The organism is Micromonospora sp. CPM1 (genome assembly GCF_023896895.1).
Classification (GTDB): Bacteria; Actinomycetota; Actinomycetes; order Mycobacteriales; family Micromonosporaceae; genus Micromonospora; species Micromonospora tulbaghiae.
Window position 1 is genome coordinate 57,681 of record NZ_JAMHIU010000016.1, and the last position, 26,340, is coordinate 84,020.

Sequence of the window (26,340 nt, forward strand, 5' to 3'; positions counted from 1 at the left end):
AAAGAAAGTTACCCCTCCATCGTGGAGCAGGTCAGCCCTCAAGAACAAAGGAGACCCGACCATGGGTACGCGTACCTTCCGCACCGCCGTCGTCCGCACCCCGGGTGGACCCGACGCGATCGAGATCGTCGAAGTCCCGGAGCGCGAGCCGGGGCCCGGCGAGGTCCGGGTGACCGTCGCCGCGGCGGCGGTCAACCCCGTCGACCTCGGAGTGGCGGGCGGCTTCTTCCACTCGCTCGGGCTGATCGACCAGCCGCACCACACCGGTCTGGGCTGGGACTTCGCCGGCACCGTCGACGCCGTCGGCCCGGGCGTGGACCTGACCGCCGGCACCCGGGTCGCCGGTCTGGTGGTCGGGTTCGACCGCGACTACGGCACGTACGCCGAACAGCTCGTCGTGCCCGCGGCCGACCTCGCCGTCGTACCCGATGATCTGGACCTGGCGGCGGCGGCGACAGTGCCGCTCAACGGCCTGGCCGCGGCGCAGGTCGTCGATCTGCTCGGCGAGCCGCCCGCCGTCGGCCGGCTGCTGGTCACCGGCGCGGCCGGCGCGGTCGGCGGCTACGTCCTCGCGCTCGCCCCGGCCCGGGGATGGCGGGTGACCGGCCTGGCGCGGGCCGGGGACGAGAAGTTCGTCCGCAGCCTCGGCGCCGACTTCACCACCGCCGCCGAACCGGGCTGGGACGCGGTCGCCGACGCGGCCGCGTGGCAGGAGCGGGCGCTCGCCCTGGTCCGCGACGGCGGCGTGTTCGTCGGCGTGCGGCCCAACGCGCAGCCGGCCGCCGAGCGCGGCGTCACCGTCCGCGTGATCGAGACCCGCGCCGACGCGGTACGCCTCGCCGACCTGCTCGCCCGAACCGCGGCCGGTGAACTGCCGGCCCGGGTGCACGCGGTGCTGCCGCTGGACCGGGCCGCGGACGCGCACCGGGCGATGGCCGAGGGCGGGGTACGCGGGCGCTACGTGCTGCGCCCCTGAGCGCCGCGTGCCCGGTCCAGCACCTCCTCGACGGTGAGCGGGCTGCGCGGATGGTGGGTGAGCGACAGCGGGGTGCGGATCTTGCGGGGTGCGGCGCCCTCGGCGGCGAGGTAGAACTCGCCCACCGTGAGGCGGGAGATGTCCGGCACGTCGCCGCCCTTCGCCCGGGCCATCTCGCGGGCCGCCTCGATCTGGATCGGGCTGTTCATCAGACCGTAGAGCTGGGTCGCCGCGTTGCCGGGGATGCGGTTGTGCAGCCCTTTCGGCGCCTGGGTGGCGAAGATCAGCCCGAGTCCGTACTTGCGGGCCTGAGCGGCCAGCGCCAGCGTGCTCTGGGTGCACGCGGTCATCGCTCCGGACGGGGCGAACGTCTGCGCCTCGTCCATGATGAGCAGCCCGAGCAGCGGGCGGTCACCGGCCGGGTTCTTCTTGATCCAGGCGAACAACGCCATCTGGAGCTGGTTGACGAAGCTCTGCCGTACGTCGTCGGACGGCAGGCCCACCAGGCTGACCACGGAGACGCGGGCCCGCTTGCCGGGTGCGGGGGTGAGGAGCACGCCGGGGTCCATCGGCGTGCCCTCGCCGCCGAACAGCGGGTCGTTCACCATGGCGGCGGTCAGGGTCTGCGCCAGGCTGAGGCCGATCTTGTCGGCGTCGTCCAGGTCGATGATCCCGTCCGGCAGGTCGGCGAGCGTGTCGACGAGGCCCTGCAACCGCGAGCCGCCGCGTCGGCCGTAGTGCTCGACGGCCTTGCGCAGCACGGCCAGCCCGAGGTGCGCCCGGGTGGCCCGGCCGGTCACCATGGCGCGCGGCGCGAGCGACGCGACGGCCGCCTCGACGGCCTCGGCGAACTCGTCCGGGTCGTCGCGTACGCCGGTGAAGTCGGGCAGCGGCTGGAAGCTCAACGGACGGCCCGAGTTGCGGCGCGGCGTCCAGACGACGACGTCGGTGTGCGCGAGGTAGTCCCGGGCCCGGTCCGCGTCACCCGGTCGCCACTGCGCCGGCGGCTCGGGCCATCCCTCGCCGAGGCGGGCGAGGTCGTTGTTGGGGTCGAGCACGATGGCCGAGACGCCCGCCAGCGCGCACTCCTCGACGATGCGGCGGATGAGGACGGTCTTGCCGGAGCCGGACCCGGCGAAGATCGTGGTGTGCTTGCGCAGCGCCTCCAGCGCCAGCGGCACCGGTTCCCGGTCGTCGTACCCGTGCCCGACGACGAAGGAGGGATCGGCCGGGCCGGTGGCAGCGGTGGCGGGCGGCGCCGGCTCGGCGGGTTCCGGCGGCGGTCCGGCGTCGATGGTCCAGCGGTCCACATCGGCCAGCGCGTGCTGGAGGAACTTCAGCTCCCGGGTCGGCCGGCGCTCGGCCAGCCAGCCCTGAAGGTCCATGGTGGCCTCGGCGAGCATGACCCGCAGCGCGGACAGGATGCGCACGTCCTCGTCGTCGAGGCCGAGCGTCTGACCGCCCGCCTCGGTGAACGCGCCGACCGCCTTGCGGGTGGCCGCGCTCGCCGACCAGGCGCGGTTGCGCAGCAGGAACAGCTTCCGTCGGCCCGATCCGGTGTCGAGGGCGGCGGCCACGCTCGCCTTGCGGAGCCGGGCCAGCGCCGCGTTGCCGTGGTGGTCGTCGCCGATCGCCCGGAAACACCAGTGCACCTGGTCCTCGGTGCGCTCGTCGAGCGTGAGCCGCAGCCGGGCGTGCAGCGGCGGGTCGGTGCTCGGCGGCGGGTCGACGCTGAACGCCTCGCCCGCGTCGCCCCGCTCCAGGATCCAGGCGGTGAGCCCGGCGGCGAGCAGCGGCGGCATCGCCTCGTCCTCGGACGCGCGCCGGAGCGGGCCGGTGACGTCGGCGGCCTCCCGCAGCTCGGCGAACCGGGCGTCGTACCGGTCCATCTCCTCGCCGGTGGCGCTCACCGGGGCGGGCCGGGGCGCGCGCGGCTCGGCCGTGGGCGGCTCGCCGAGCGTGGTCATCTCCCGGACCTGGTCGTCGGCGATGCACTCGCGGATGTGCCGGTCGATCTCGATGAGCAGTTGGCGCGGGGTGAACGCACCGGCCTCGGCGAAGGCGCGCGGGGACACCGGCCACGACGGGTACGGCGGCACGAAACCCGCCTCCCGGTAGCGGAGGGTGAACCGCTTCTCGATGATCGCCCGGGCCAGGTCGGCGTCGTCGATCCGGCGCAGAGGCGAGGCTTCGCGGAACCGGTCGGCCACCGTGTCGGCCGCGGCGGACTTGATGACGGTCCACGAGTTCGGGATGCAGGCGAGCACGGTGAGCGTGCGCCGCGTCGTCTGCCGCAACGCCATCAGGCCGTCCGCCATCCGGGCCAGCATCAGCGCCTGTTCGGGACTCATGGCGGCGGCACCGGCCAGGGCCGGATCGCTCTGGATCGCCAACTGGGCGATGAGCGTGTCGATCTGGTCGATCGCCACGACCGACGGACCGGTGAGGGCGAGCAGCCAGGACAGGTCCTGCACGATCTGCTGGGCCGGGCGCGGAACCCGGCGCATGCCCCAGGCCGCGCGTTCCCCGGCGACCATCTCCTCACCGGAGAGGAAGTAGTTCTCCGCCACGTCGCGGTGGGAGATGTCCTCGGAGGCGCTGAGCGCGAGCGCGCGCGCCGTCTCCTGGCAGGTGCGGGCCGCGTGCCTGTCGAAGTCCCCGAGCCCTTCCAGGAAGGCGTCGAGCGCCGCCCTGGTCAGTTCGGTGTCGCCCATGACGGCCCGGCGCGCCGTGCGTGGTGCCCCCACCATCGCGGACAGCCGCCGCAGCAGCAGTTTGAGCTGCGTCTCGCGACTGCCGGGCACCGGACGGGACAGGCCGTCGAGCATCGCGGCGAGCACGCCGTCCCAGAAGCCACCGGCGTCGAGCAGGCCGACCAGGAAGAAGTAGCCGCCGCGCTCCTGCACCTGCTGGCGGACGACGCCCAGCAGGTGGGTCTTGCCGGATCCGCGCTGGCCCTGGACGACCAGGCCGAGCGGGCTGCCGTGCGGGTTCGACGCGGCCTCGTCCACCCCGGCGAGGACGTCCCGGACGACGGGTACATGCAGGCCGTCGACGTGGAAGGGCAGCGGGCGCCACACGTCGTCGGGCACCGGCGCCCAGTCGAACCGCAGGGCTGCCAGCGCGTTCCGTTCCGCCTCGTTCATCACACGCCGATCGCCAGCAGGTGGTTCTCCTGGCCGCCGAGGCGGAGTGCGGCAGCGGTGTCGGCCCCGGTGAGCGTCTTCTGGTTCGACTCCGGCGCGATGGTGACGCCCTCGGACCGGCTGAGCCGCCGCAGGGCCTCGTCCAGGTGGTCGCGCGGCACGTCGGCGAAGAACGGCCGCAGCCGCCGCAGGCTCACCCAGGCGCCCGGCTCGTCGGCGAGCGCCCGGTACGCGGCGACCACACGCGCCTCCAGCGACCCGGCCGGCTCGGCGGCGGGCGCGCGCACGTCGGTGAGCGCGAACAGTTCGGCGAGCGTCGCGCAGCCGCTGCGCGCCAGGACACGGTCACGCAGGCTCACCTGCAGAGCGGTGAGCGCGGCACCGAGCGCACTCGCGCCCCGCAGCGCGAAGTCCAGGTCGCTCTGCATCCGTACCCAGCCCTTGTCGTCCAGTTGCAGGGCGTACGTCGGCCCGCTCTTGCGGCTGGCGACGTAGTGCAGGCGGGTGAGCTTGTCGCGCTGCGGCTTGCGTACGACCAGGCCGTAGCGGTCCCGCAGTTCGGTGCTCAGCACCTCCCGCGCCTCGGCCATGAGCACGACGAGGATCGCGCTCTCGGATGCGGTCAGGTCATCGCCGGCCATGGTGCCGTCCTTCCGCCAGGTCTCGGCGACGTGCTCGCAGATAGGTGCCGATCTGCGTGACCACGGTGCCGACGTCGTGAATTACTCGGGCGTTGGTGAAACGCAGGACGGCGTAGCCGTCCAGTTGCAGCTGGACGTCACGTTGCCGGTCGGCCTCGAAGCGGACCGGGCGGCAGTGCTCCGGGCCGTCGATCTCCACCACGCACCGCTCGTCCGGCCACACTAGATCCAGGCGTACCGGCGCGGAAAGGCGGTGCGACTGGTAGTTCTGGTTCCATCTCCGCCCGGCCGACCAGCTCTGCGCGGCCAGCGCCGCCTCCAGGCGCTTCTCGGCGTCGCTGCCCGGATGCGGCCGGCCCGCCACCGGCGCGTACCCGGCGGGTCCGGCCGGCGGCGCGACGGGGAACGCCGGAACCCCCTCCAGCCCGGCCGCGCCGGCTCCGGCCAGCCAGACCGGCGGGCCGCCGTGCTGCACGAGCCACGCGCCCCCGGCCGCGACCACCGCGCCGTCGCCGTGGACCGGCTGGACGACCAGCACCACCTTCCGCCGCTCGAAGGCGTCGGCGACGAGACGCGCCAGCGCGGCGGCCCGGGCGCGCAACGGGAGCGTCGTGGCACTCGGCCGTCGCCCGCTCACCGCGAAGACGGCCAGGTCGGTCAGGAACGAGCCGGGGTAGCGGTCCCGGCGCGAACGCGCGCCGGCCGCGGCCCGCACGGCGGCGAGTCCGGAGGTGTCCGGGCGGACGTCGTGCGCGGCCTCGGGCAGCCAGGCAGGCAGCAGCTCGACGGCGACCTGTTCGAGCCGGTCCAGCGCGGCGTGCACGAAGTCCGCGGGCATGGCGTACGCCGAGGCCGGGCGGTGCACGACGGCGGCCAGCTCCGCGTGGTCGCGGGCGAGCGTCATGGCGACCGCGTCGATGTCCGCGCCGGGCAGGGCGACGACGCGGTCGGTCGGCAGACCGGCGAGGACCGGGTCCATGCAGCGTCGACCCTCCCCCACCGTCGCCCCTGAGCGTCGGAGGACCAGAGTACGAATCGTCTTCGGCCGGCGCCAGCCCTGATACGCCGGACGGCGACGAAGCGGCGACGCTCAGGTGATGTCGCGGCGCATCGGCACGACCACGGCGATCGCGGCGGCGGCGACCGCGTACCCGGTCAGCAGCAGGGCGCCCGCCGCCGGTGGCAGGAGTGCGACGGCGTCGCTGCCGAGCTGCGCGGACATCGCGTCGGCGACGTAGGTGAAGTCGGTGAGCGCGGCGGTGGCTCCGCCGGGCAGGAGCGGGTAGATCGCGTTGACGCCGGGGATCATCATCAGGACGGGCTCGGCCAGGTACAGGTAGCCGACCACGACGCACACGGCCGCGACCTGGTTGCGGAGCAGCGCGCCCACCCCGGTGCCGACGAGCAGGTAGACCGCCATCGCGACGCCGATGCGGCCGAGCAGCGCCAGCACTGTGGGAACGGGCAGGCCAAGCGACACGCCACGCGCGGCGGCGACCGCGAACAGGGCCGCCGCGGCGGAGCCGGCCAGGGCGATCCCGTAGCCGAGGCCGACGATCGCGTGGGTGGCGAGTTTGGCGGCGAGCACCCGCCCTCGGCGCGGCGCGAACAGGAACGTGACGGCGGCGGTGCCGTGCCGGTATTCCGACGTGGCCGCGAGGGCGCCGGCGGCGGCCGGCACGAAGGCGGTGAAGCCGAGGATGCCGAGGATCGACCGCAGGCCCTCCTCGGTGTGCAGTCCGGGCATCGGCGGGTCGAAGTTCTCCGGTCCGACGAGCGCCATCAGCCCGACCAGGCCGCCGCCGAGCGCGACGGCGGTGAGCAGCAGCCCGCCCCACATCCGGGTCGCCAGCACCCGGCGTAGTTCCGCTCTGAGCAGGTTCATCGGGCCTCCGCCGGGTCGGTGGTCAGGTCGAGGAAGAGCTGTTCGAGGCTTGTGGTCTCGGTGACCAGCTCGTGGATCCGCAGACGGTGGTCCGCGGCGAGGTCGGCGACGCGTGGCGCGTCCAGTCCGCGTACCCGCAGGCGGCCGGGCCCGGCGGCCTCGACGGACCCGGCGGCGGCCGTCAGTGCGGTGGCCAGGGCGTCCGCGTCCGGCGAGGTGACGAGCACCGTCGGCGGGCCGGTGAGCCGGGACCACGGCCCGGCTGCGACGAGTTCGCCGCGCCGGATCACCACCACGTCGTCCACCATCTGCTGGACCTCGTGCAGGACGTGGCTGGAGACCAGCACTGTGCGGCCCTCGTCGGCGAGCCGGCGCAGCAGGCCGCGCAGCCACGACATGCCTTCCGGGTCCAGGCCGTTCGACGGTTCGTCGAGCAGCAGGACGCGAGGATCGCCGAGCAGCGCCGTGGCGAGGCTGAGCCGTTGGCGCATGCCGGTGGAGAACCCCCGGGTACGACGGTCGGCGGCGTGCGCGAGGCCGAGCAGGTCCAGCAGCTCCGCGACGCGGCTGTCCGGGCAGCCGGCCATCGCGGCGTAGAGGCGCAGGTGGTCACGGGCGGTGTGGCCGGGGTGGAACGCGTTGCCGTCGAACACGGCGCCGACGGTCCGCGACGGCTGGGGCAGCCGGCCGTAGGGCTGTCCGCCGATCGTGGCGGTGCCGCTGGTCGGCGTCACCAGTCCGGTCAGCATGCGCAGCGTGGTGGTCTTGCCGGCGCCGTTCGGGCCGAGGAAGCCGGTGACCGCGCCGGGCCGCACGGTGAAGGTCAGATCGTGTACGGCGGTGACGTCGCCGTAGCGTTTGGTCAGGCCCGACGCCTCGATCGACAGGTGGTTGCCGGTCATGGCCGGCTCCTCGTCGCGCGCCCGATCGTCTCGGCGAGGCCCGCTGCGGCCGGGTCGGAGACGACGACCTCGTCGAACTCTCCGCCGGCCGCCACGCGGTCCAGCACCAGGTGCAGGCCGGGCTGACCCCGCCGGGCCGCCACGAGCTGCCGGGGGCCGCCGAAGATGCCCCAGACGCCGATCTTGGCGAAGCCGGACACCGCGTACCCGCGCCGGGCGCCACGGGCCAGCCGGATCGGCTCGTCCACCGGTGCGGCGTGCCGCACGGCGGCCAGGCGCAGCGCGAACCGCTCCCGCCCGACCCACATCCGTTCCCATCCGGTGAACCGGATGTCGATCACATCGCCGTCGAGGATTACGGAGGCCATCAGTCGTCGCCCTTCGTCGTGTCGGAGTCGTGCGCTGATGTGTGCGTGTCGCCGGGGGTCGCCTGGCGGTCGGCGGGCATCAGGATGGTCGCCAGCAGCCGGGGGATCCGTCCGTCGCCGGGCCCTCTGGCGAGCAACGGGCCGACCAGCGCGTTGAGCCCGGCCGCGAACTCGTGCAGCTCGGCGTCGGTCAGGTGCAGTACGAGCTGCTGGTATCCGACGCCGTCGGCGACGAAGTCGACGGAGTCCCGCGCCAGGTAGCGGGAGAACTCGGACAGCAGGCTCGACACGAACGCGGTGAAGTAGCGCGCGTGGTCCTCCGGCGTCGCCGCCGCCAGGGCCGCCGGGTCCAGCGCGGCGCCGTGCGCGGGCAGCGCGTACACCCGCTCGACGGCGCCGCGGACCTTGCGCTCCTCCACCACGTCGAGCATCCCGGTCTTCACGAGCGTCGCCAGGTGCCGGTAGAGCGTGGCCTGCGGGACGTCGGGCAGCAGCTCGACCAGGTCGTGAGTGGTCACCCGGGCACCCGCGGCCGCGCGCAGGATGCGGATCCGCACCGGGTGCAGTGCGGTCTCCGCCCACCGCTCCATCGACGTCGTCACGCCACAGACGTTATCACTATCGAGAACGATAATGGTAGGGCGTGGGCGAGAATCGCGCCGGAAGGTTGCGGTCAGGCGGGCGGGCGGGTGTGGTGGGCCAGCACTCGCGACAGGAGCCGGGTCAGGTCCGCGCGCTCGTCCGGCGACAGCGGCGCGAGCAGGTCGTCCTGGACGACGGCGAGCCGCTTCTCCAGCCGCCGCAACTGCCGCCGCCCGGCCGCGGTGATGGTGACGACGTTGCGCCGCCGGTCGGCCGGGTCCGGGCTCCGGGTGACGAACTCCCGCTCGGCGAGTTCGTTGAGCGCCGCCACCACGTCACTGACGTGGATGCCGCTGCGCCGGCCGAGCGCCGCCTGACTGGCCGGCCCGAACTCGTCGAGCGTGGCGAGCAGCCGGAAGTGGTAACCCCGCGCGTCGACAGCGGCGAGGCCGTCGGCGACCAGCCGACCGGCGCGTACGGCGGTCTGGGTGATCAGCCAGCTCGGCAGGCCGGCCAGACGGGTCGGTACGAGGTCCGGCTCCGGGTTCTCCACGTGCCCAGCCTAACCGTAAAACGTTGGCGTCCCCAACGATCTGCGTTATCGTTGGTCGCGCCAACATTAGTGACACCAACGATCGGAGCTACCGTGATCGAGCCGTTCCGCGTCCACATCCCCCAGGCCGACCTCGACGACCTGGCCGACCGCCTGGCCCGCACCCGCTGGCCCGACGAACTGCCCGGCGCCGGGTGGGACTACGGCATCCCGCTGGCCCGGGTACGGGAGCTGGCCGAGCACTGGCGCACCGCGTACGACTGGCGGGAGGCCGAGGCCGAGCTGAACCGGTATCCGCAGTTCACCACCACCATCGACGGGCAGAACATCCACTTCCTGCACGTACGCTCCGCCGACCCGGACGCGCTGCCGCTGATCCTCACGCACGGCTGGCCCGGCTCGGTCGTGGAGTTCCTCGACGTGCTCGGCCCGCTGTCCGAACAGTTCCACCTGGTCGTACCGTCGATCCCGGGGTTCGGTTTCTCCGGCCCGACCCGGGAACGCGGCTGGGACGTCGACCGGGTCGCCCGCGCCTGGGCCGAGCTGATGCGGCGGCTCGGCTACCGGCGGTACGGCGCACAGGGCGGCGACTGGGGTTCGGTCATCTCCACCCGGCTCGGCGGCATCGACCCGGAGCACGTCGTCGGCGTGCACCTCAACTACCTGCCCACGCCCCCGCCACCCGGCTGGACCGGGGAGGCCGGCCTGTCCGACGGGGACCGGGACCGGCTCGCCCGGATCATGCGGCTCAAGACGCAGCGGCACCCCCATCAGGTGCTGTACGCCAGCCGGCCGCAGACCGTGTCGTACGCGCTCAACGACTCGCCCGTCGGGCAGTTGGCGTGGATCGCGGAGAAGTTCACCGAGTGGACCGACCCCCGATCCAGCATCAGCGTGGACCGCGTCCTCACCGACGTCTCGGTCTACTGGTTCACCGGCACTGCCGCTTCGTCCGCGCGGCTGGTGCGGGAGAGCGCGTTCGGTGGCCCGCCCGCGCCCTGCCCGCCCCCGCTCGGCGTCGCCGTGTTCGCGCACGACATCACCCGGGCCGTACGGCCGATCGCCGAGCTGACGTACACGATCCGGCAGTGGAGCGAGTTCGACCGGGGTGGTCACTTCGCCGCCCTGGAGGTGCCGGAGCTGTTCGCCGACGACGTCCGGTCGTTCTTCTGGAACCTGAGGTGACAGCGGTGCTCAGCCCATGGCCGCCGCGAACATGCCCGGCTCGTACGAGCCGCCGCGCTGGTGCACGAGCACCGCGAACCGGTTCGCCGCGTTGATCAGCCCGAGCAGGCAGACCAGCGCGGCGACCTGGTCGTCGTCGTAGTGCTTGCGCACCTGCTCCCACGTCTCGTCGGACACGCCCTGGTGGGCGTCGGCGAGCCGGGTGCCCTCCTCGGCGAACGCCAGCGCCGCGCACTCGGCCTCGGTGAACACGGTCGACTCACGCCAGGCGGCGACCAGGTTCAGCCGGACTGCGCTCTCGCCCCCGGCCACCGCCTCCTTGGTGTGCATGTCGATGCACCAGCCGCAGCCGTTGATCTGGCTGGCCCGCAGCGACACCAGCTCCTGCACGGTGCGGGGCAGCGACGACTGGTGGATCATCAGGCCCGCGCCGGCGAAGCGCTTCATGAACGTCGCCGAGACCGGGTTCTCGAACAGGTTGAATCGGGTCTGCATGGTTGCGCCCTCTCTGCTGGGGTGGGTGTGGGACGAACACGAGATGCCGGGGACGCGTCCGGCGTGACGACAACGCCGGGTGAGGACCGCCACAGCGACCGGATGTCACACGGCGGCGGTGGCCGGCGTCTGGTGGGGAACGCAGCCGAGCAGCGAAGGAGCCAGCCATGGCGGACCCGGCCACCGAGGACTTCCTCGCGCACCGGAACCTGCTCTTCACAGTCGCGTACGAGATGCTCGGCTCCGCCGCCGACGCGGAGGACGTGGTGCAGGAGACCTGGCTGCGCTGGGCCGGCGTGGACCTCGACGAGATTCGGGACCGCCGCGCCTACCTGGTCCGGATCACCACCCGGCAGGCGCTGTCCCGGCTGCGCACGCTGGGCCGGCGCAAGGAGTCGTACGTCGGCTCGTGGCTGCCCGAGCCGCTGCTCACCGCGCCCGACGTGGCCGACGACGTGGCGCTCGCGGAGAGCGTGTCGATGGCGATGCTGCTGGTGCTGGAGACGCTGACGCCGACCGAGCGGGCCGTGTTCGTGCTGCGGGAGGTGTTCGACGTCGGCTACGACGAGATCGCCGAGACGGTCGAGCGGAGTCCCGTCGCCGTGCGGCAGATTGCGCACCGGGCGCGGGCCCACGTGGCGGCGCGCCGCCCCCGGCGTACGGTCCCGGCGGCCGAGGCCCGCAACGCCTTGGACGCGTTCCGGCGGGCGGTCGAGACCGGTGACCTGGACGGGCTGCTCCGCGTCCTGTCGGCGGACGCGGTGCTCGTCGGCGACGGCGGCGGGATCAAGCAGGCGATCGCCCGGCCGGTCACCGGCGGAGACAAGGTGGCCCGGCTGCTCGCGGGCGGCTGGCGCCGGGTCGCCGCCGTGGCGTCGATCGAGCCGGCGCAGGTCAACGGCTACCCGGCGCTGCTGGTACGCCTCGACGGCGAGCTGGACACCGTCGTCGCGGTACGCCTCGACGACGGCCTGATCAGCGGGCTCTACGCGGTGCGCAACCCGGAGAAGCTGTCCCACATGACCCGGGAGACCACGCTGCGCCGGTGAGCACGCGATCGTGCGACGATCGCCGGATGAGCAGCCCCGCCTCCCCCGACGTCAGCGCCCTCGCCATCAACGTGACGGTGCCGGAGGAGTTGCGCTGGACCGACACCCGGCGCGGCGAGGAGTTCACGCTGACCACGCTCAACATCCGGCTGCTGCCGGACGGGCGCCTCGCCGCGAAGGCGTACGGCCGGCCCACGGCGGGCGGACGCGGCGCGTACGTGTCGTTCCGGGTACCCGACCGGCCGGAGCTGGCCGCGCTCGTGGCGGCGGCGGCCGACCGGGCCGCCGCGCTGTGGGCCGCGCACGGCGGCCTGGACTGACGACGACGGGTCAGCGGCGGACGCCCACCCCGCCGTACCCGTGCGACACCGCGGCCTGCGGTTCCCCGTCGGGCCGCCAGTCCGCCACCTTGACCAGGCCCGGTTCGACCGGCTCGTATCCGTCGAGGAAGCGGGCCACCTCGTCGCGGCTGCGCGGCACCAGCGGGGAGCTGCTGCGGCGGTAGATCGCCGTGCCCTGCTCGGTGGGCAGCGTCGGCAGGCCGTCCAGGGTGAGGTGGGACAGCGCGAGCACACTGCCCGGCACCGTGGCGTCGCGCAGCTTCGCCACCGCCGCGTACGGGTCGTCGGCGTCCGGCACGAAGTGCAGCACCGCGAGCAGCAGCACCGCGACCGGCTCACTCAGGTCGATGGTGGCCCGCAGCGTCGGGTCGGCCAGCAGCTCGCCGGGACGCCGCAGGTCGCCCTGGAGCACCACGGTGCGGCCGTCGGTGGGCAGCAACCGCCGGGCGTACGCGACCGCGACCTCGTCGTGGTCGACGTAGACCACCCGGGCGTCGGGGCGGATCGCGCGGACCACCTCGTGCACGTTGCCCTGGGTCGGCAGGCCGGCGCCGATGTCGAGGAACTGGCGTACGCCCTGCTCGGCCGCCCAGCGCACGACCCGGCGCAGGAACGCGCGGTTGCTCTGCGCGGCGACGCCGGTGTCCGGAAAGATCTTCAGGATCTCCTCGGCGGCGGCCCGGTCGGCGGCGAAGTTGTGGCAGCCGCCGAGGTAGTAGTCGTACATGCGGGCGACATTGGGTCGGTTCTCAGCCTCCGTCACCCCTCGATGTCTAGCACTCTGGGCGACACACCGCTGACCCGTCGTGTCGACGATCCGGCCGATCCCGGCCTCCACCTGGTACGACGGTGGGACACACCGGCGCGAGGAGGTACCGATGACAGGTGGACGGGAGACCGTGGAGGTCGAGCCGGTGGTGTTCCGCGCCGTCTACGACTCGCCCGCGTCACTGCCCGGGCGGCACCGGTGGACCACCCCGGAGGCGGACGTGCGACGGCTGGAGAAGCTGCTGAACATGCCGGCGCGCAGCATCGGCGCGCCGCTGTGGGTCAGCGGCGACGAGCCGGACTGCCCGAAGTGCGGGCGGCGGGTCACCTGGTACGACATCGTCGCGTCCGCGCTGCACGGCGTGCACGACCACACGATGATCGCGCGGGTGATCCTCGGCGAGCGCAAGTACGTGAACACCGAGGTGCCGGACGCGATCCCCGGTGTCCACTGTGCCGACTGCCGCACCCCGATCACCGGGCTGCGCAGCTTCAAGTGCCACAACTGGGCGTACGCGTTCGAGGCGCTGGAGGAGGTCGTCGCCCGGATGTCCGGCCTGCCGGTTCAGTCGTCGCCGCCGGCTGTTTCCTGAGCGCGCCGTTCCGGACGGCGGCCGGGCGGGGCCTGCGGCTCGGGGCCGGGATCGGGCACCGGCGGCATCGGCCGGGTGACCGGCCCGTCGCCGGTGACCCGGAGCTGTTCGCCGTGGTGCCACAGCTCCACCGCGTCGCCCGGCCCGGCGTCCGGCAGCTCGTAGCGGGCCTCCCGCCCGGTGAGCGTGACCCGTAGCCGGTGCCCGTGCCGGCGCAGGTGGAACACCAGCCGGGTGATCGGCCGGGGCAGGCGCGGCTCGAACGCGAGCACGCCCCGGTCGTCGCGCAGCCCGCCGAAGCCCTGCGCCACCACCAGCCAGGCGCCGGCCAGGGACGCCAGGTGCAGCCCGTCGGCGGTCTTGTCGCCGAGGTCCGCGAGGTCCTGGAGCGCCGTCTCGGCGAACAGGTCGTACGCCAGGTCGAGGTGCCCGACCTCGGCGGCGAGGATCGCCTGCGCGGACGCCGACAGCGACGAGTCCCGGACGGTCCGCGCCTCGTAGTAGGCGACGTTGCGCGTCTTCTCCTCGGCGGTGAACTCCCCCGGGCAGCGCAGCATGGCCAGCACCAGGTCGGCCTGCTTGGCCACCTGCTTGCGGTACAGCTCCTGATAGGGGAAGTGCAGCAGCAGCGGGTAGTCGTCCTCGCCGGTGCCGGCGAAGTCCCACTCCGGCTGCGCGGTGAATCCGGCCGACTGCTCGTGCACGCCGCGCTTGCCGTCGTACGGGACGGACATCGCGTCGGCGGCGGCCCGCCAGCCGGCCACCTCGGCGGCGTCGACGCCGAGCCGCGCGGCCACCTCCGGGCACTGTGCCGCGGCGTCGGCGGCGCCGCGCAGGTTGCGCCGGGCCATCAGGTTGGTGAAGACGTTGTCGTCGACCAGCGCGGAGTACTCGTCCGGGCCGGTGACGCCGGTCAGGTGGAACGCGCCGCCGTCGTCGAAGTGGCCGTATCCGTGCCACAGCCGGGCGGTCTCGATCAGCACCTCGGCGCCGCACTCGGCGAGGAACGCGGTGTCACCGGTGGTCGCCACGTACCGCAGCACCGCGTCGGCGATGTCCGCGTTGACGTGCTGGCCCGCGCTGCCCGCAGGCCAGTAGCCGGAGCACTCCCGGCCGCTGAGCGTCCGCCACGGGTAGGTGGCGCCGGTCAGGCGCAGCTCCGCCGCACGGTCCCGGGCCTCGGGCAGGTGGGCGTGCCGCCAGCGCAGCGCCGAGCGGGCCAGCTCCGGCGCCAGGTACGTCAGCACCGGCAGCACGTAGCCCTCGGTGTCCCAGAGCACGTGCCCGTCGTAGCCGTTGCCGGTCAGCCCCTTGGCCGGGATGGTCCGGTCGCCGTCGGCGCGGCCGGACTGGAGCAGGTGGAACACCGAGAACCGCACCGCGAGCTGCAGCTCGGGGTCGCCGTCCAGCTCGACGTCGGCGGTGGCCCAGGCGGCGTCCAGCGCGGCGCGCTGCTCGGCGAGCAGTGCGTCGAACCCGTCGCTCCGGGCCGTGTCCGCCTCCGCGACGACCAGGTCGGCCAGCTCACCGGCCGGGGTGCCGTCGACGTCGGCGCACTCGTACGCGGCGAACCGGGTGACCCGGATGCGGTCGCCGGGGCGTACCGGACCGGACAGCGCCAGCCGGAACCGGTCGGCGGTCAGTTCGGTGTCGGTGGCGACCTCGTCGGGTGCCTCGACCCGGTGCGCGACGGCGACGGCGACCCGCTGGCCGCTGCGCCCGGTGCGGTGCACGAGCACGCCGTCGAGGCCGTCGTCGCGGCGGAGTTCACCGGTGAGCGGATCGTGGATCACCGAGGCGGCGCGGGGGTCGTCGGCGCGTTCCGGCACCCGCTGGTTGGCGAGCAGGTCGGCGCCGATCCGCAGCCGGACCGGCTCGTCCAGCGGCTCGACCACCCAGTCGACGGCGGCGACCGGACGCCGGGTCAGCGAGACCAGGCGGGTGCTGCGGATCCGTACGCCCCGGCCGCCCGGCGAGACCCACTCGGTCTCCCGGCGGACCACCCCGGCACGCAGGTCCAGTTCCTGGTGGTGCCGCCGGATCGTGCCGGTCCGCAGGTCCAGCGGCTCGTCGTCGACCCAGAGCCGGATCAGGGCGGCGTTCGGCGCGCTGATCACGGTGTCGCTGCGTTCCGGGAACGCGTACCCGCTCTCCGGGTAGGTCAGGTCGTGCTGCTCGTGGAACCCGTTGAGGTAGCTGCCCGGCATCCCGCAGGGCTCGCCCTCGTCGAGCGTCCCGCGCCAGCCCACCCAGCCGTTGGCGAGCGCGAAGACGGACTCGGTCTCGCCCAGCCGGTCCAGGTCCGCGCTCGTGCGCCGGATCCGCCAACCGTCGTCGCCGTGCGGCACGTGCCCTCCCGAGTCCGAAGCCTGGACCGCCACCGAACCAGACCCGGCTGGGAGGTGGCTGGGACTCCGATACCCGTGGCGACGCCCACCCGCACCTGCGGGTGGCCGATCACACGGTGACGAGCACCAGCGCGGCGGCGGTGCCGAGCACCAGGAACGGCCCGAACGGCAGATGCCCGGACCAGCGGACCCGTCGGGCGGCGAGCAGCACGACCCCGGCCAGCCCGGCGAGGACGAGCGCGAGCACCAGCCCGGCCACCAGCACCGGCCATCCGTACCAGCCGAGCAGCGCGCCCGCCCCCAGCGCCAGCTTGGCGTCGCCGAGGCCGAAGCCACGTCGCCCGAGCAGCAGCGTGGTGGCGGCGAACCCGCCGCCGAGCACCAGCCCGGCCAGGACCGCGCGGATCCACGGGTCCGCGCCCGGACCGGTCAGTGCGGCCACCCCGAGCAGCACCCAGGCGCCGGCCGCCGCCGGCCAGGTGAGCCGGTCGGGCAGCCGGTGCGCCATCGCGTCCACGATCGTCATCGGCACCGCCCAGACCAGCCACCAGGCCAGTGCCAGGCGCGCGGCGGGCGCGCCGCCGGCGAGCACCGGCACCGCCACCGCGAGCAGCAGTGCCACCTCCACCACTGCGGGCGCCGCGCCGACCCGGGCCCGGCAGGCCGGGCAGCGGGCGGCGGGGCCGAGCGCCGGCAGCGGCCGGTCCAGCCCGATCGGGGCGCCGCAGCCGTCGCACCCCGTCCGGTCCGGAGACCCCGGGGGTACGGCGTAGCGCGCCACCGCCAGCCGGAGCAGGGGTACGACCGTCAGGGCGGCGATCAGCCGGGCGCTCGGACGGCGGGCATCGGTCACCCGTCCGGTACGCCGTACCCGTTCAGCCGTCATGCCGGCTCCCCCGTCCGGTGGCCGTGCGTTCCATCGTGGAGCACGCAGAGTGATTTCTCGCTCGCGCGGTTGTGACGGGCGGGGCGCACCGGGGCGTCTGATGCGACGCGGCGGCGGCCGGGGCGGGTCGTGGCGTGACCCTCGGCGAACCGGCGGGACGGATCGGACGAGCGGCATGCTCCCCACCCATACCGGCGGTGCCCCGACGGCTCGTCACCGCCGTCGCGGCGCGTACGGGTGAGCACACGCCCGCCGGCCCGGAGCCCCGCGGAAGCCCGCTCGCCATCGTGACGACACACACCGGTCACCACCTCCCGTCTTCACTCACCGTGTTCACGTGAATTACCTCTGTTGCATCGGCGGACGTGAGCCTATGCTCGCCCCTTGGGTACGACGCAACCCCCGATCAATTGGCGTCGGAGGCACCAGAGCACAGAATCCGCAGCGATCAGTACAGGTCAATACAAGTGGCGGCGACGGGGGCCCGGAGTGACAGTTCCGGGCGCGCTTCCGCATGCCCGGAGCGGGTCGGCGTGATCGCCCCGGGCCGGCACCGAGGAGGGATCGGCGTTGCGCACACGGCAATCCCGCCGATGGGAAATCTTCCTGCTCAGCGTCGTGCTGGTGGTCGGCTCGGCCGGCTGCGGCACCGAGCCGGAGGCGGCCACCCGTCCGCTGACCGGCCGCGCCGCCGCACCCGCAGCCCATTCCAGCGCCGAGGAGGACGCCGCCGGAAAAGCGGCCCTGGCCGCCTATTCCGGCTATCTCGACGCGTCCCGGGCAGCCAGTGCGCGCAGCGATCCGTCCCATCCCGCTCTGACCCGATTTCTGGCTGATCCGCTGCTGACTCGGGTGCGAATGGCGATTCTCGACGCGAAGGAGCACGGCGCGATGCGTACCGGGAAACTGCTCTCCGACCCCGAGGTCGTGTCGGTCGACCTGACCGCCCGCCCGCCCACGGTCGAGATCCAGGACTGCCTGGACTCCAGCGGCTACCGGCTCGTCTACGCCAAGAACCGCAAGGCCGTGCCCGGCACCCGCGGCGGGCGCTACCTGGCCACCGCCACAGCGGTCCGTTTCCCGGACGGCCGGTGGCTGGTCAACGGCGGCGCCGCGCACCAGGACCAGCCGTGCTGACCTGGGGAGGAAGGGGTGTCCCGGCCCGCCCGACCCGGGCCGGGACGCCCCGCCGGCTGCTGCTCGCCGCCGGCCTGGCCGCGCTGCTGACGCTCACCGGCGCACCCGCCCGCGCCGCCGACCCGGGCGGCTCCTGCCCGCCGGAACAGACCGACTGCGACGTCTGGGACGACGACCCCGGCACGCCGGGCGGGCCGGGCGGGCCGGGTGGCGGCGGAGACAACGGCGGCGGGGGCGGCAACGGCGGCGGCACGCCGAAGTGCCAGTGGAACGGCCGGGCCATCCCCTGCTACCACCCGGTTCTCGGCTGGTTCAACAACGCCGACGGCTGCTACTACAAGCTCGAAGAGCCGCAGGGCGAGGCGCCTCCCGGCCAGCAGTGGTACCAGCTCACCTGCAACGGCGGTGACCTGGGCAGCCTGCGGCGGGCGCTTCTCGACGCCCCGCCGCCCGGCTACGGCGCGCCGCCGGACCCGGAGGAACTAGCCCGCCGCGCGCTGGCCTCGATCTCGCTGCTCCCGCCCCGGGCGTCGGTGGCGCCCCGGCGCAGCCAGGGCCCCGGCCTGGTCGGGCTGCCGGTCTGGATGTGGGCCAGCCCGGGCGCCTCGTACTTCGGTCCGCTGAGCGCGTCCGCCTCGGACCGGGGGCTGACCGTGGAGATCACCGCGAAGGTGGACCGGATCGTCTGGCACATGTCCGACGACATCGACGTCACCTGCGACGGGCCGGGCACGCCGTACCGGGCGAACGGGCCGAGGGCCGGGTCCACCTCGCCCGACTGCGGCCTCGACCAGGGCTATCCGGAGGCCGGCACCTACCAGGTGAGCGCCACGACGTTCTGGACCGTCGAATGGTCCGGCGGCGGGGAGAGCGGCGTGATCGCCCAGAGCCGGTCCAGCGGCGTCATCTCGGTACAGATCAACGAGCTTCAGGTGGTGACCCGATGAGTGTCGTGGCAGCCCGCAACGGAACCCCGGTGGAGGCACCCGTCGCACCGCCGAAGGTGGTCCGGCAACGACGCGTCCGCCCCGGCCTGCTCGGCCTGGCGGTCCTGCTGATCGCGCTCGGCGGGCTGGGCGCGGCGTTCGCTGTCACGTCGGTCCGCTCCACCGGCACGTACCTGGCCGTGGCCCGGCCCGTCGACGTGGGACAGCAGCTCACCGCCGACGACCTGGTGCCGGTACGCGTATCCGGCGGACGGGAACTCCAGCCGGTGTCCGCCGACCGGATGGACGACGTGCTCGGGCTGCGGGCGGCCGTCCGGCTCACCCCGGGCACGCTGCTGACCCCGGCGCAGCTCACCGAGGCCCCGCTGCTCGGCGCCGGTCAGCAGCAGATCGCGCTGGGGCTGGAACCCGAGCAGGTGCCGGCCCGCAAGCTGCACCCCGGCGACAAGGTGCTGCTGGTCAGCACGCCCTCGAACGCCACCGGCGGCGGCTCCGAGGCGTCCCGTGGCGGCGGCACCCGATTCGAGGGCACCGTGATCGACACCGCCACGCCGCAGAACGGTGACGTGGTGGTCTACCTGGCGCTGGCCGTACGGGACGTGCCGGCGGTCGTGGCGCTCGCCGCCGACGACCGGATCGCGCTCGTGCTCACCGAGGCGGCCTGATGGCGATCATCGCCCTGGTCTCGGCGAAGGGGTCGCCGGGCGTCACCACCGCCGCGCTCGCCGCCGCGCTGAGCTGGCACCGGCGGCTCGTGCTGGCCGAGTGCGACCCGGCGGGCGGCTCGATCCTCGCCGGTTACCTCGGCGGGGCGCTGGACGGGCCGCGCGGCATCGGCGAGCTGGCGGTGGGAGAGCTGCGCGACGGCAGCCTGGAACACGCGTTCTGGTCCCAGCTGGTCGACCTGGACGCGCCCCGCCGCGAACGGCTGCTGCTGCCCGGTGTGGTGGACCCGGCCCAGGCCGGCAGCGTGATCCCGCTCTGGCAGCGCTTCGCCGACTACTTCACCGGGCTGGAGCGGGGCGAACCGCCGTACGACGTGCTGGTCGACTGCGGCCGGCTGGCGGTCGGCGGTCCACCGTGGCCACTGCTGCGGGCCGCCGCTGTGGTGCTGCTGGTCACGCGCGCGCACCTGCCCGACCTCTCCGCCACCCGGGCCACCGCCCGCGCCGTCGAACGGGATCTCACCGAGCACCGCGTACCGCCGGGCACGCTGCGGCTGCTCGTGGTCGGGGACGGGCACGGCACCAGCGAGATCAGCAAGGCGCTGCGGCTGCCGGTGATCGCCCGCCTGCCACACGACCCGCGTACCGCCGAGGTGCTCGCCCACGGCGGCACCGTACGCGCGAACCGGCCGCTGATGCGCGCGGCCGGCGCCCTGGAGGTGCCGGTCCGGGCGCTGCTGGACCGGCGGCGCGCCCGGCTGGCCTGGCCCGGGACGACCGCACCGCGCGCGGTGACCGCGCCGAGCGTGCCGGGGGTGTCCGGTGCGGTTTGAGCCGGTCTCGCACGACCCACGCGGGCAGCAGCCGGGCGTCGTCTCCACCGTGCCGCCGCTCGCCCCGCCGAACGGGCGGCACCACGTCCCCGGACCCGTGCCCGCCGCGCCCCCGCCACCGCCGCGCCCACGGGTCGACTTTGCGGTGGTCCGCGAACTGCGCCGGGAGCTGAGCGAACGGCTCACCCAGTGGCAGCGCGGACGCGAGTTCGACGCCGACGCCGAGGAGGTCGAACGCGCCCGGCTGGCGGTCGCCGTGGTGTCCGCGTACGCCGACTCGGTACGCCGGGCCGGCACGCCGATGGCCGCCGACTCGGAACGGGTGCTGCTCGACCAGGTCACCGCCGAACTCGTCGGGCTGGGCCGCCTCCAGACGCTGCTCGTCGACGACAGCATCGAGGAGGTGCACATCCTCGGCTGCGACCAGGTGCGCATCACCCGGCACGGCGGCGGCGTCGACTGGGCCGAGCCGATCGCCGAGACCGACGACGAGCTGGTGGAGATCCTCCAGGCGGCGGCCCGCCGGGCCGGGGCCACCGAACGGTCGCTGTCCACGTCGAAGCCCACGCTCGACCTGCAACTGCCCGACGGCAGCCGGCTCGCCGCGGTGTTCCTGGTCAGCCACCGCCCGTACGCGGTGATCCGCAAGCACAACACGCTCGAGGTGAGCCTGGAGGACATCGCCGGCGGCCGGCCCGACCTGGACGAGATGATCGACCCGCTGCTGCGCGACTTCCTCCGCGCGTCCATGCGCGCCGGGCTGAACATCATGGTCGCCGGGCTCGCCGGGGCCGGGAAGACCACTGTGATCCGCGCGCTGATGGACGAGATCCCGGCCGACGAGCCGTACGTGCTGCTGGAGGAGAGCCGGGAACTCCTGCCCGCCCGGCGCGGGCACAAGCACCGTGCGGTGATGAGCTTCGAGTCCCGGGAGGGGCACGGCGAGCGCGGCGCGGACGGGCGGCCGGCGGGTGAGGTCAGCATCGCCGACCTGATCCCGGTGTCGCTGCGGATGGGCGTGCTGCGGATCATCGTCGGCGAGGTGCGGTCCCGGGAGATCGTGCCGATGCTCCAGGCGATGACCACGAGCCGCGGGTCGATGTGCACCATCCACGCCCGTACCCCCTCGGGGGTGAGCGAGCGCATCATCGAGCTGGCGCTGTCGCACGGCCGGGAGATGACAGTCGACCAGGCCCGCCGGATGGCCGGCAACGCGCTCGACCTGATCGTCTACGTCACGGTCGAGGACGAGACCGCGATCGGCGGACGCAAGCACCGCTTCGTCTCGCACGTCGAGGAGGTCATCGGCGTCGGCGAGGGCAACCGGATCACCACGACGACCGTCTTCGGCCCCGGGCCGGACGGCCGCGCGGTCCCCCGCCACCTGCCCGAACGCATCCGCGACCAGCTGCTGCGCGTCGGCTACGACGCCCGCCTGCTCACCCGGTTCGTCGAGGCCGGTGTGGGCGCGTGGCGGCGCCCCCGGCACACCCGCCTCGGGGCGCGGCCGAGCGGAGGCCCGGCGTGACGCAGATCGAACTGATCGCCCTGGTCTCCGGCGCTGCCTGCGTGGCCGGGCTGGTGCTGACCGTCGTCGCGCTCGTCGGCACCCGCCGCCCGCCCGGTCCGGCGCCCGGTGCCGGGCCGAGCCTGAGCCGGCTCTGGACCGGTTCCGGCGCGAGCCGCGCCGACCAGCGCCGCTACCAGCTCCTGCTCGGCGCCGCGGTGGTCGCCGGCGCGGTGGCGTTCCTGCTCACCGGGCTGCCGGTGGTCGGCCTGCTGGTGGCGCTCGCGGTGCCGGGCGTGCCGTGGCTGTTCGCGGTCGGCCGGGCCGAGCAGCGGGCCATCGCCCGGGTCGAAGCCGTAGGCGAGTGGACCCGCCGGCTCAAGGACATCTCGGCCACGGGCCAGGGACTCCAGCAGGCGATCATCGGCACCATCGCCACCGCGCCGGAGGAGATCCAGGAGGAGGTGCGCACGCTCGCCGCCCGCCTCCAGGCCGGCTGGCTGGCCCGCTCCGCGCTGCTCGCCTTCGCCGACGAGATCGCCGACCCGGTCGCCGACCAGGTGGTGGCCGCGCTGATCCTGCACCTCACCGACCGGGGCGAGCGCCTCGGCGACGTGCTCGGGTCGATCGCCACCGCCGCCTCGGCCGAGGTGGCGACCCGGCGCGAGGTCGAGGCGAAGCGCACCCAGCCCCGGTTCGCGGTCCGCTTCCTCACCGGCATGACGCTGGCGACGCTCGCGTACGGGCTGGTGAACAGCGAATACATCCGTCCGTACGGGACGGTGACGGGTCAGCTCGTGATGGCGGTGCTCGGCGCGGCGTTCGTCGGGCTGCTGGTCTGGGTGCGCTCGATGAGCCAGCCGCCCCGGCCGGCGCGCTTCCTGCCGGCGCCCGACCCGGAGGAGGCGATCGCGTGAGCGCGAGGAGTGAGCTTGCGAGCCCCGCAGTCGCGAACGAAAGGCGGGCACCGTGAGCGCGAGGAGTGAGCTTGCGAGCCCCGCAGTCGCGAACGAAAGGCGGGCTCGATGATCCTCAACTGGCAGATGGCGATCGGGGTGCTCGGCGGGTGCGCGGTCGGGCTCGGGCTGTTCCTGGTCGTACGCGAGGCGCTGCCGGCCACCCCGGCGCTCGGCCCGGCGCTGCGCCGGCTGCACCAGCCACCCGGCCAGGCCCCGGCCGCCGGCGCCGGGCCGGACTGGCTCGGCGGGTTCGCCCGCTGGCTGCGCCCGCCGCACCGGCAGCTCGCGCTGCTCGACCGCACGCCCGAGCAGTACGCCCTGTCCGTGCTGCTGTCGGCGCTCGTCGGGTTCGCCACCCCGGCGGTCGCCTCGGCGGTGCTCTTCGTCGGCGGGGTGGCGCTGCCGGTGGCCGTACCGGTGGTGGCCAGCCTGGGCCTGGCGCTCGGCGCCGGTCTGCTCGCGCACCGCGCGGTGCTGGCCAAGGCGGACGCCGCCCGGGACGAGTTCCGGCAGGCGGTCTGCACCTACCTCGACCTGGTGGCGTTGCAGCTCTCCGCCGCGCACGGCCCGGTGCAGTCGCTGGAGCGCGCGGCGGCGGTCTGCGACGGCTGGGTCTTCGACCGGATCCGGGAGGCGCTGCGGCTCGCCCAGCTCCAGATGCACTCGCCCTGGGACGAGTTGCAGGAGCTGGCCGAGCGGATCGGCATCCCGGAGCTGGGCGACGTGGGCGCCATCATGCGCTCCTCCGGCAGCGAGGGCGCCCAGGTGCACGAGACGTTGCGGTCCCGCGCCGACTCGCTGCGCGACCAGATCCGTACCGACAACCTGGCCCGGGCCGAGGGGGTCACCAGCAAGTTGGACATCCCCGGCTCGCTGCTGGTGTTCGTCCTGCTCGGCTTCGCCGTCTATCCGTTCCTCGCCCGCCTGTGAACCCACCCGAGAAGGAGACGACCATGCACCTCTACGCCTACCTGTACGTGGCGGTGAGCACCCGCCTCGCCGAGCTGCGCCGGGACTCCGAGCGCGGCGACAGCCCGGTGCCGACCGCGGTGATCATCTTCGGCCTGGTCGCGGTGGCCATGGCGGTCACCGGGCTCGCCCTGGCCAAGGCGAACAACTGGATGAACGCCATCCCGAACAACACGGCGCCGCAGGCCCCGTGATGCCCAGCCCCGCCCGTACGGTCCGGAGCCGGCCGGCGTCTGCCGGCCGGCCCGCCGGCCCGCCCGGTCCGGGGCGGTTCGCCGCTGCCCTGCGCGCCCGCCTGGCCGAGGGTGAGCGGGGCGCCAACCCGGTCGAGCTGGCCGTGGTGATGCCGGTGATCCTGGTGATGCTGTTCGGCTCGATCCAGGTCGCCGTCTGGTTCGTGGCCCGGTCCACCGCGCTGAACGCCGCGCAGACCGCTGTGAACGCCCAGCGCACGATCGACGCCGGGCCGGACGCCGGACGGCAGCGGGCGATCAGCTTCCTGCAACAGTCCGGGGACTGGCTCGTCGGCTGGGAGCAGACCGGCCCGACCTGCGTCGAGACCGCCACCGGCGTCACGTGCACGGTGCAGGGACGCTCCCTGTCGGTCATCCCGGGCGTCTCGTTCGAGGTCACGCAGACCGCACACGGCCCGGCCGAACGCTGGACCACCGGATGAGCGCCGGGCCGCGACGGGACCGGGGTTCCGTGTCGATCGAGGTGGCGGTGCTCGCGCCCGCCTTCATCGGACTGATGGTGCTGGCCGGCGTGGCCGGGCGGACCGCGGTCGCGGACGAGGCGGTGGAGTCGGCCGCCCACGACGCCGCCCGGGCCGCCTCGCTGGCCCGCAACGCCGACGACGGTGCGGAGGCCGCCGAGGAGGCGGCCCATGACCAGCTCGGCTGGGCGGGGCTGAACTGCACCGGCCCACCCCAGATCGATCTCGCGGGCTCGGTGGCCGGGACGACGACGAGCTTCGCCGCCGCTTACCAGAGCGCCGCAGGCGTGCCGGCGACCGTGACGGTCACGGTGACCTGCACCGTCTCCTTCGACGACCTGAGCGCGCCCGGCCTGCCCGGCGTGCCGGGCGGCAAGACCGTCTCGGCGAGGTTCACCTCGCCGCTGGACACCTACCGGAGTCGCGGATGACCGGGCGGCGCGAGGCGGAGAGCGGCCGGGTGAGCCTGTTCCTGGCCGTGGCGATGACCGGCGTACTGGCGATCATCGGCCTGGCCTACGACGGCGCCGGTCAACTGCGCACACTTCAGCGCGCGGACAACCTGGCGGCCGAGGCGGCCCGCGCCGGCGGCCAGATGATCGACCGGGCGCGGGCCATCGAGGGCGGCCCGAAGCGGATCGACCAGGTCGCCGCCCGCGCCGCGGTCGCCGCCTACCTCGGCGCCGCGGGCGGCGTCCAGGACCACGAGGTCGACTTCCCGGTGGTCGGCACCGAGACCCAGATCCGGGTACGCGTGCAGATCACCTACAGCCGGGACCTGCTGAGTCTGTTCGGCGCACAGAAGACCGCCACCGTCACCGGTGAGGCCACCGCTCGGGCACTCACCGGCCCACCGTAGGAAGGAAGGCCGCCATGGGCGCACCCCGACGCTCCCCCGTCCGCCGCGCCGGCCAGGTTCTCACCGGCCTCGGCGCCCTCGTCGTGCTCGTCGGCGTGCTGGCCGGCGGGCCGGTCGCGTTGCTGGCGTTCGCCGGCAACCCGCTGCCGGATCATCTGCCCACGCTGGCCGAGGTCGGTACGGCGTTGACCAGCCGTGACGACGGTCAACTGTTCCTGCGCGCGCTGGCGGTGGTGGGCTGGTTCGGCTGGGCCACTTTCGCGTTCTCCGTCGTGGTGGAGCTGCTCGCGGCGGCGGTACGCCGGCCGGCTCCGAAGCTGCCCGGCATGCACCGCCAGCAGAAGGCGGCCGCCGCGCTGGTCGGTTCGGTCGCGCTGATCCTGGTCGCGAGCCCGGCCGCGGCGAGCGCCGCCGCACTGACCGCCCCACAACCGGTGGTCGCCGCCGTCACCTCGCCGGCCGTGACCGCGAGCCAGGTCACCCCGTCGACCCCGGTCGCGTCGAAGGCGGACGACCCGGCCGTGTACCGGGTGGCCAAGGGCGACTACCTGGGCGAGGTGGCCGACCGCTACCTGGACGACTTCGACAGATACAAGGAGCTGGCCCGGCTGAACCGGCTCGCCGACCCGGACCGAATCCGCCCGGGTCAGCTCATCACGCTGCCGGACGGCGCGACGGATTCGGGTGCCCGGCGGCACGCCACCGGACGGATCGTGGTCACCGAGCCGGCCGAGACGGCACCCGTCAAGCCCGGTGGCGGCGGTGCCTCCTCGACCACCCCGAAGGCGAAGCCCAAGCCCACGCCGCGGGACGCGACGCCCACCGTCGAGGCACCTGTCGGTCAGCCGCCGGCCATGTCGGCGGGCGCGTCCCGGGCCACCGCCGAGGAGGGCATCAACCGTCCGCTGGCCATCTCGGCGGTGCTGGCCGTGGCGAGCATCGTGGGTGCGCAGATCGGCGCGCTGCTCGGGTTGCGCAAGCGGCCGGTGCCCGCCCGCGCGCTGTCGAGCGGACGGCACCGGCGGGACTGA

Annotated in this window: 29 protein-coding genes; 17 read left to right on the forward strand and 12 right to left on the reverse strand. The window is 74.2% G+C overall.

Annotation, left to right across the window (positions count from 1 at the left end; translation table 11 throughout):
* Positions 1 to 61: 61 nt before the first annotated feature.
* Positions 62 to 976 carry an NADP-dependent oxidoreductase gene (locus M8C11_RS20280; RefSeq protein ID WP_252452009.1) on the forward strand — a complete coding sequence of 305 codons (915 nt, stop codon included), beginning with the start codon at positions 62 to 64 and terminating at the stop codon, positions 974 to 976.
* Here M8C11_RS20280 and M8C11_RS20285 read toward each other — a convergent pair.
* From M8C11_RS20285 to M8C11_RS20320, 8 genes are all read right to left on the reverse strand, one after another.
* Positions 958 to 4,122 (reverse strand): ATP-binding protein, encoded by a 3,165-nt coding sequence (locus tag M8C11_RS20285; protein ID WP_252452012.1) that lies wholly within the window; start codon positions 4,120 to 4,122, stop codon positions 958 to 960. The two genes, M8C11_RS20280 and M8C11_RS20285, sit on opposite strands and share 19 nt — an antisense overlap.
* A complete protein-coding gene (locus tag M8C11_RS20290) occupies positions 4,122 to 4,763 on the reverse strand; it encodes a hypothetical protein (protein ID WP_252452015.1) in 642 nt (213 codons plus the stop codon). The genes M8C11_RS20285 and M8C11_RS20290 overlap by 1 nt, the downstream gene beginning before the upstream one ends.
* Complete coding sequence (locus M8C11_RS20295; protein WP_252452017.1) at positions 4,750 to 5,742, reverse strand: endonuclease domain-containing protein; 993 nt, start codon at positions 5,740 to 5,742, stop codon at positions 4,750 to 4,752. The genes M8C11_RS20290 and M8C11_RS20295 overlap by 14 nt, the downstream gene beginning before the upstream one ends.
* Before the next feature lie 111 nt (positions 5,743 to 5,853).
* Positions 5,854 to 6,648, reverse strand: a complete 795-nt coding sequence (locus M8C11_RS20300) for an ABC transporter permease (RefSeq protein ID WP_252452019.1) — start codon at positions 6,646 to 6,648, stop codon at positions 5,854 to 5,856.
* Complete coding sequence (locus M8C11_RS20305) at positions 6,645 to 7,550, reverse strand: ABC transporter ATP-binding protein (RefSeq protein WP_252452022.1); 906 nt, start codon at positions 7,548 to 7,550, stop codon at positions 6,645 to 6,647. The genes M8C11_RS20300 and M8C11_RS20305 overlap by 4 nt, the downstream gene beginning before the upstream one ends.
* Positions 7,547 to 7,918: a hypothetical protein gene (locus M8C11_RS20310; RefSeq protein ID WP_252452025.1), complete on the reverse strand. Its 372-nt coding sequence runs from the start codon at positions 7,916 to 7,918 to the stop codon at positions 7,547 to 7,549. Before M8C11_RS20310 ends, M8C11_RS20305 begins: the two co-directional genes overlap by 4 nt.
* Positions 7,918 to 8,520: a helix-turn-helix domain-containing protein gene (locus M8C11_RS20315; RefSeq protein WP_244933151.1), complete on the reverse strand. Its 603-nt coding sequence runs from the start codon at positions 8,518 to 8,520 to the stop codon at positions 7,918 to 7,920. The genes M8C11_RS20310 and M8C11_RS20315 overlap by 1 nt, the downstream gene beginning before the upstream one ends.
* 71 nt (positions 8,521 to 8,591) lie before the next feature.
* Entirely contained in the window at positions 8,592 to 9,053 is a 462-nt protein-coding gene (locus tag M8C11_RS20320; RefSeq protein ID WP_252452028.1) for a MarR family transcriptional regulator, read from the reverse strand.
* A gap of 93 nt (positions 9,054 to 9,146) precedes the next feature.
* Here M8C11_RS20320 and M8C11_RS20325 point away from each other — a divergent pair, with 93 nt between their 5' ends.
* Positions 9,147 to 10,238, forward strand: a complete 1,092-nt coding sequence (locus M8C11_RS20325) for an epoxide hydrolase family protein (RefSeq protein WP_252452031.1) — start codon at positions 9,147 to 9,149, stop codon at positions 10,236 to 10,238.
* A 9-nt stretch (positions 10,239 to 10,247) separates the two neighbouring features.
* On the opposite strand, the gene M8C11_RS20330 is transcribed toward M8C11_RS20325, so the two are convergent.
* On the reverse strand, positions 10,248 to 10,733 hold the full coding sequence (locus M8C11_RS20330; RefSeq protein ID WP_047892877.1) for a carboxymuconolactone decarboxylase family protein: 486 nt from the start codon (positions 10,731 to 10,733) through the stop codon (positions 10,248 to 10,250).
* 167 nt (positions 10,734 to 10,900) lie between these two features.
* On the opposite strand from M8C11_RS20330, the gene M8C11_RS20335 reads away from it, so the two are divergent.
* Positions 10,901 to 11,782 (forward strand): RNA polymerase sigma-70 factor, encoded by an 882-nt coding sequence (locus M8C11_RS20335; RefSeq protein ID WP_252452033.1) that lies wholly within the window; start codon positions 10,901 to 10,903, stop codon positions 11,780 to 11,782.
* 26 nt (positions 11,783 to 11,808) lie between these two features.
* Positions 11,809 to 12,102 carry a hypothetical protein gene (locus M8C11_RS20340; RefSeq protein ID WP_252452035.1) on the forward strand — a complete coding sequence of 98 codons (294 nt, stop codon included), beginning with the start codon at positions 11,809 to 11,811 and terminating at the stop codon, positions 12,100 to 12,102.
* A gap of 10 nt (positions 12,103 to 12,112) precedes the next feature.
* Here M8C11_RS20340 and M8C11_RS20345 read toward each other — a convergent pair whose 3' ends face one another.
* Complete coding sequence (locus M8C11_RS20345) at positions 12,113 to 12,886, reverse strand: SAM-dependent methyltransferase (RefSeq protein WP_252452037.1); 774 nt, start codon at positions 12,884 to 12,886, stop codon at positions 12,113 to 12,115.
* 115 nt (positions 12,887 to 13,001) lie between these two features.
* Here M8C11_RS20345 and M8C11_RS20350 point away from each other — a divergent pair, with 115 nt between their 5' ends.
* Positions 13,002 to 13,484, forward strand: a complete 483-nt coding sequence (locus M8C11_RS20350) for a hypothetical protein (protein WP_252452039.1) — start codon at positions 13,002 to 13,004, stop codon at positions 13,482 to 13,484.
* Here the strand turns inward: M8C11_RS20350 and M8C11_RS20355 are convergent.
* The gene (locus tag M8C11_RS20355; protein ID WP_252452041.1) at positions 13,457 to 15,832 is read right to left on the reverse strand and encodes a glycoside hydrolase family 65 protein; all 2,376 of its coding nucleotides are present in this window, start codon (positions 15,830 to 15,832) and stop codon (positions 13,457 to 13,459) included. The two genes, M8C11_RS20350 and M8C11_RS20355, sit on opposite strands and share 28 nt — an antisense overlap.
* Positions 15,833 to 15,941: 109 nt before the next feature.
* On the reverse strand, positions 15,942 to 16,718 hold the full coding sequence (locus tag M8C11_RS20360; RefSeq protein ID WP_252452043.1) for an A24 family peptidase: 777 nt from the start codon (positions 16,716 to 16,718) through the stop codon (positions 15,942 to 15,944).
* A 570-nt stretch (positions 16,719 to 17,288) separates the two neighbouring features.
* Here M8C11_RS20360 and M8C11_RS20365 point away from each other — a divergent pair.
* The 12 genes from M8C11_RS20365 to M8C11_RS20420 all read left to right on the forward strand — a co-directional run bounded on the left by M8C11_RS20365 (position 17,289) and on the right by M8C11_RS20420 (position 26,340).
* Complete coding sequence (locus tag M8C11_RS20365; protein ID WP_252452045.1) at positions 17,289 to 17,855, forward strand: hypothetical protein; 567 nt, start codon at positions 17,289 to 17,291, stop codon at positions 17,853 to 17,855.
* Positions 17,849 to 18,802 carry a hypothetical protein gene (locus M8C11_RS20370; protein WP_252452048.1) on the forward strand — a complete coding sequence of 318 codons (954 nt, stop codon included), beginning with the start codon at positions 17,849 to 17,851 and terminating at the stop codon, positions 18,800 to 18,802. The genes M8C11_RS20365 and M8C11_RS20370 overlap by 7 nt, the downstream gene beginning before the upstream one ends.
* Positions 18,799 to 19,467 carry an SAF domain-containing protein gene (locus tag M8C11_RS20375; protein ID WP_252452051.1) on the forward strand — a complete coding sequence of 223 codons (669 nt, stop codon included), beginning with the start codon at positions 18,799 to 18,801 and terminating at the stop codon, positions 19,465 to 19,467. The genes M8C11_RS20370 and M8C11_RS20375 overlap by 4 nt, the downstream gene beginning before the upstream one ends.
* Complete coding sequence (locus tag M8C11_RS20380; protein WP_252452054.1) at positions 19,467 to 20,300, forward strand: ParA family protein; 834 nt, start codon at positions 19,467 to 19,469, stop codon at positions 20,298 to 20,300. The genes M8C11_RS20375 and M8C11_RS20380 overlap by 1 nt, the downstream gene beginning before the upstream one ends.
* Positions 20,290 to 21,828, forward strand: a complete 1,539-nt coding sequence (locus tag M8C11_RS20385) for a CpaF family protein (protein ID WP_120572241.1) — start codon at positions 20,290 to 20,292, stop codon at positions 21,826 to 21,828. Before M8C11_RS20380 ends, M8C11_RS20385 begins: the two co-directional genes overlap by 11 nt.
* Positions 21,771 to 22,724, forward strand: a complete 954-nt coding sequence (locus M8C11_RS20390; protein ID WP_374668778.1) for a type II secretion system F family protein — start codon at positions 21,771 to 21,773, stop codon at positions 22,722 to 22,724. Before M8C11_RS20385 ends, M8C11_RS20390 begins: the two co-directional genes overlap by 58 nt.
* 108 nt (positions 22,725 to 22,832) lie before the next feature.
* Positions 22,833 to 23,696, forward strand: coding sequence for a type II secretion system F family protein (locus tag M8C11_RS20395; RefSeq protein WP_252452056.1), 864 nt, complete (start codon positions 22,833 to 22,835; stop codon positions 23,694 to 23,696).
* 23 nt (positions 23,697 to 23,719) lie between these two features.
* On the forward strand, positions 23,720 to 23,929 hold the full coding sequence (locus M8C11_RS20400) for a hypothetical protein (protein WP_013283462.1): 210 nt from the start codon (positions 23,720 to 23,722) through the stop codon (positions 23,927 to 23,929).
* Positions 23,929 to 24,411 carry a TadE family protein gene (locus tag M8C11_RS20405; protein ID WP_120574049.1) on the forward strand — a complete coding sequence of 161 codons (483 nt, stop codon included), beginning with the start codon at positions 23,929 to 23,931 and terminating at the stop codon, positions 24,409 to 24,411. The genes M8C11_RS20400 and M8C11_RS20405 overlap by 1 nt, the downstream gene beginning before the upstream one ends.
* Positions 24,408 to 24,881 (forward strand): TadE/TadG family type IV pilus assembly protein, encoded by a 474-nt coding sequence (locus tag M8C11_RS20410; protein ID WP_128136582.1) that lies wholly within the window; start codon positions 24,408 to 24,410, stop codon positions 24,879 to 24,881. Before M8C11_RS20405 ends, M8C11_RS20410 begins: the two co-directional genes overlap by 4 nt.
* A complete protein-coding gene (locus tag M8C11_RS20415) occupies positions 24,878 to 25,309 on the forward strand; it encodes a pilus assembly protein TadG-related protein (protein ID WP_120572243.1) in 432 nt (143 codons plus the stop codon). The genes M8C11_RS20410 and M8C11_RS20415 overlap by 4 nt, the downstream gene beginning before the upstream one ends.
* A 14-nt stretch (positions 25,310 to 25,323) precedes the next feature.
* Positions 25,324 to 26,340, forward strand: coding sequence for a LysM peptidoglycan-binding domain-containing protein (locus M8C11_RS20420; RefSeq protein WP_252452059.1), 1,017 nt, complete (start codon positions 25,324 to 25,326; stop codon positions 26,338 to 26,340).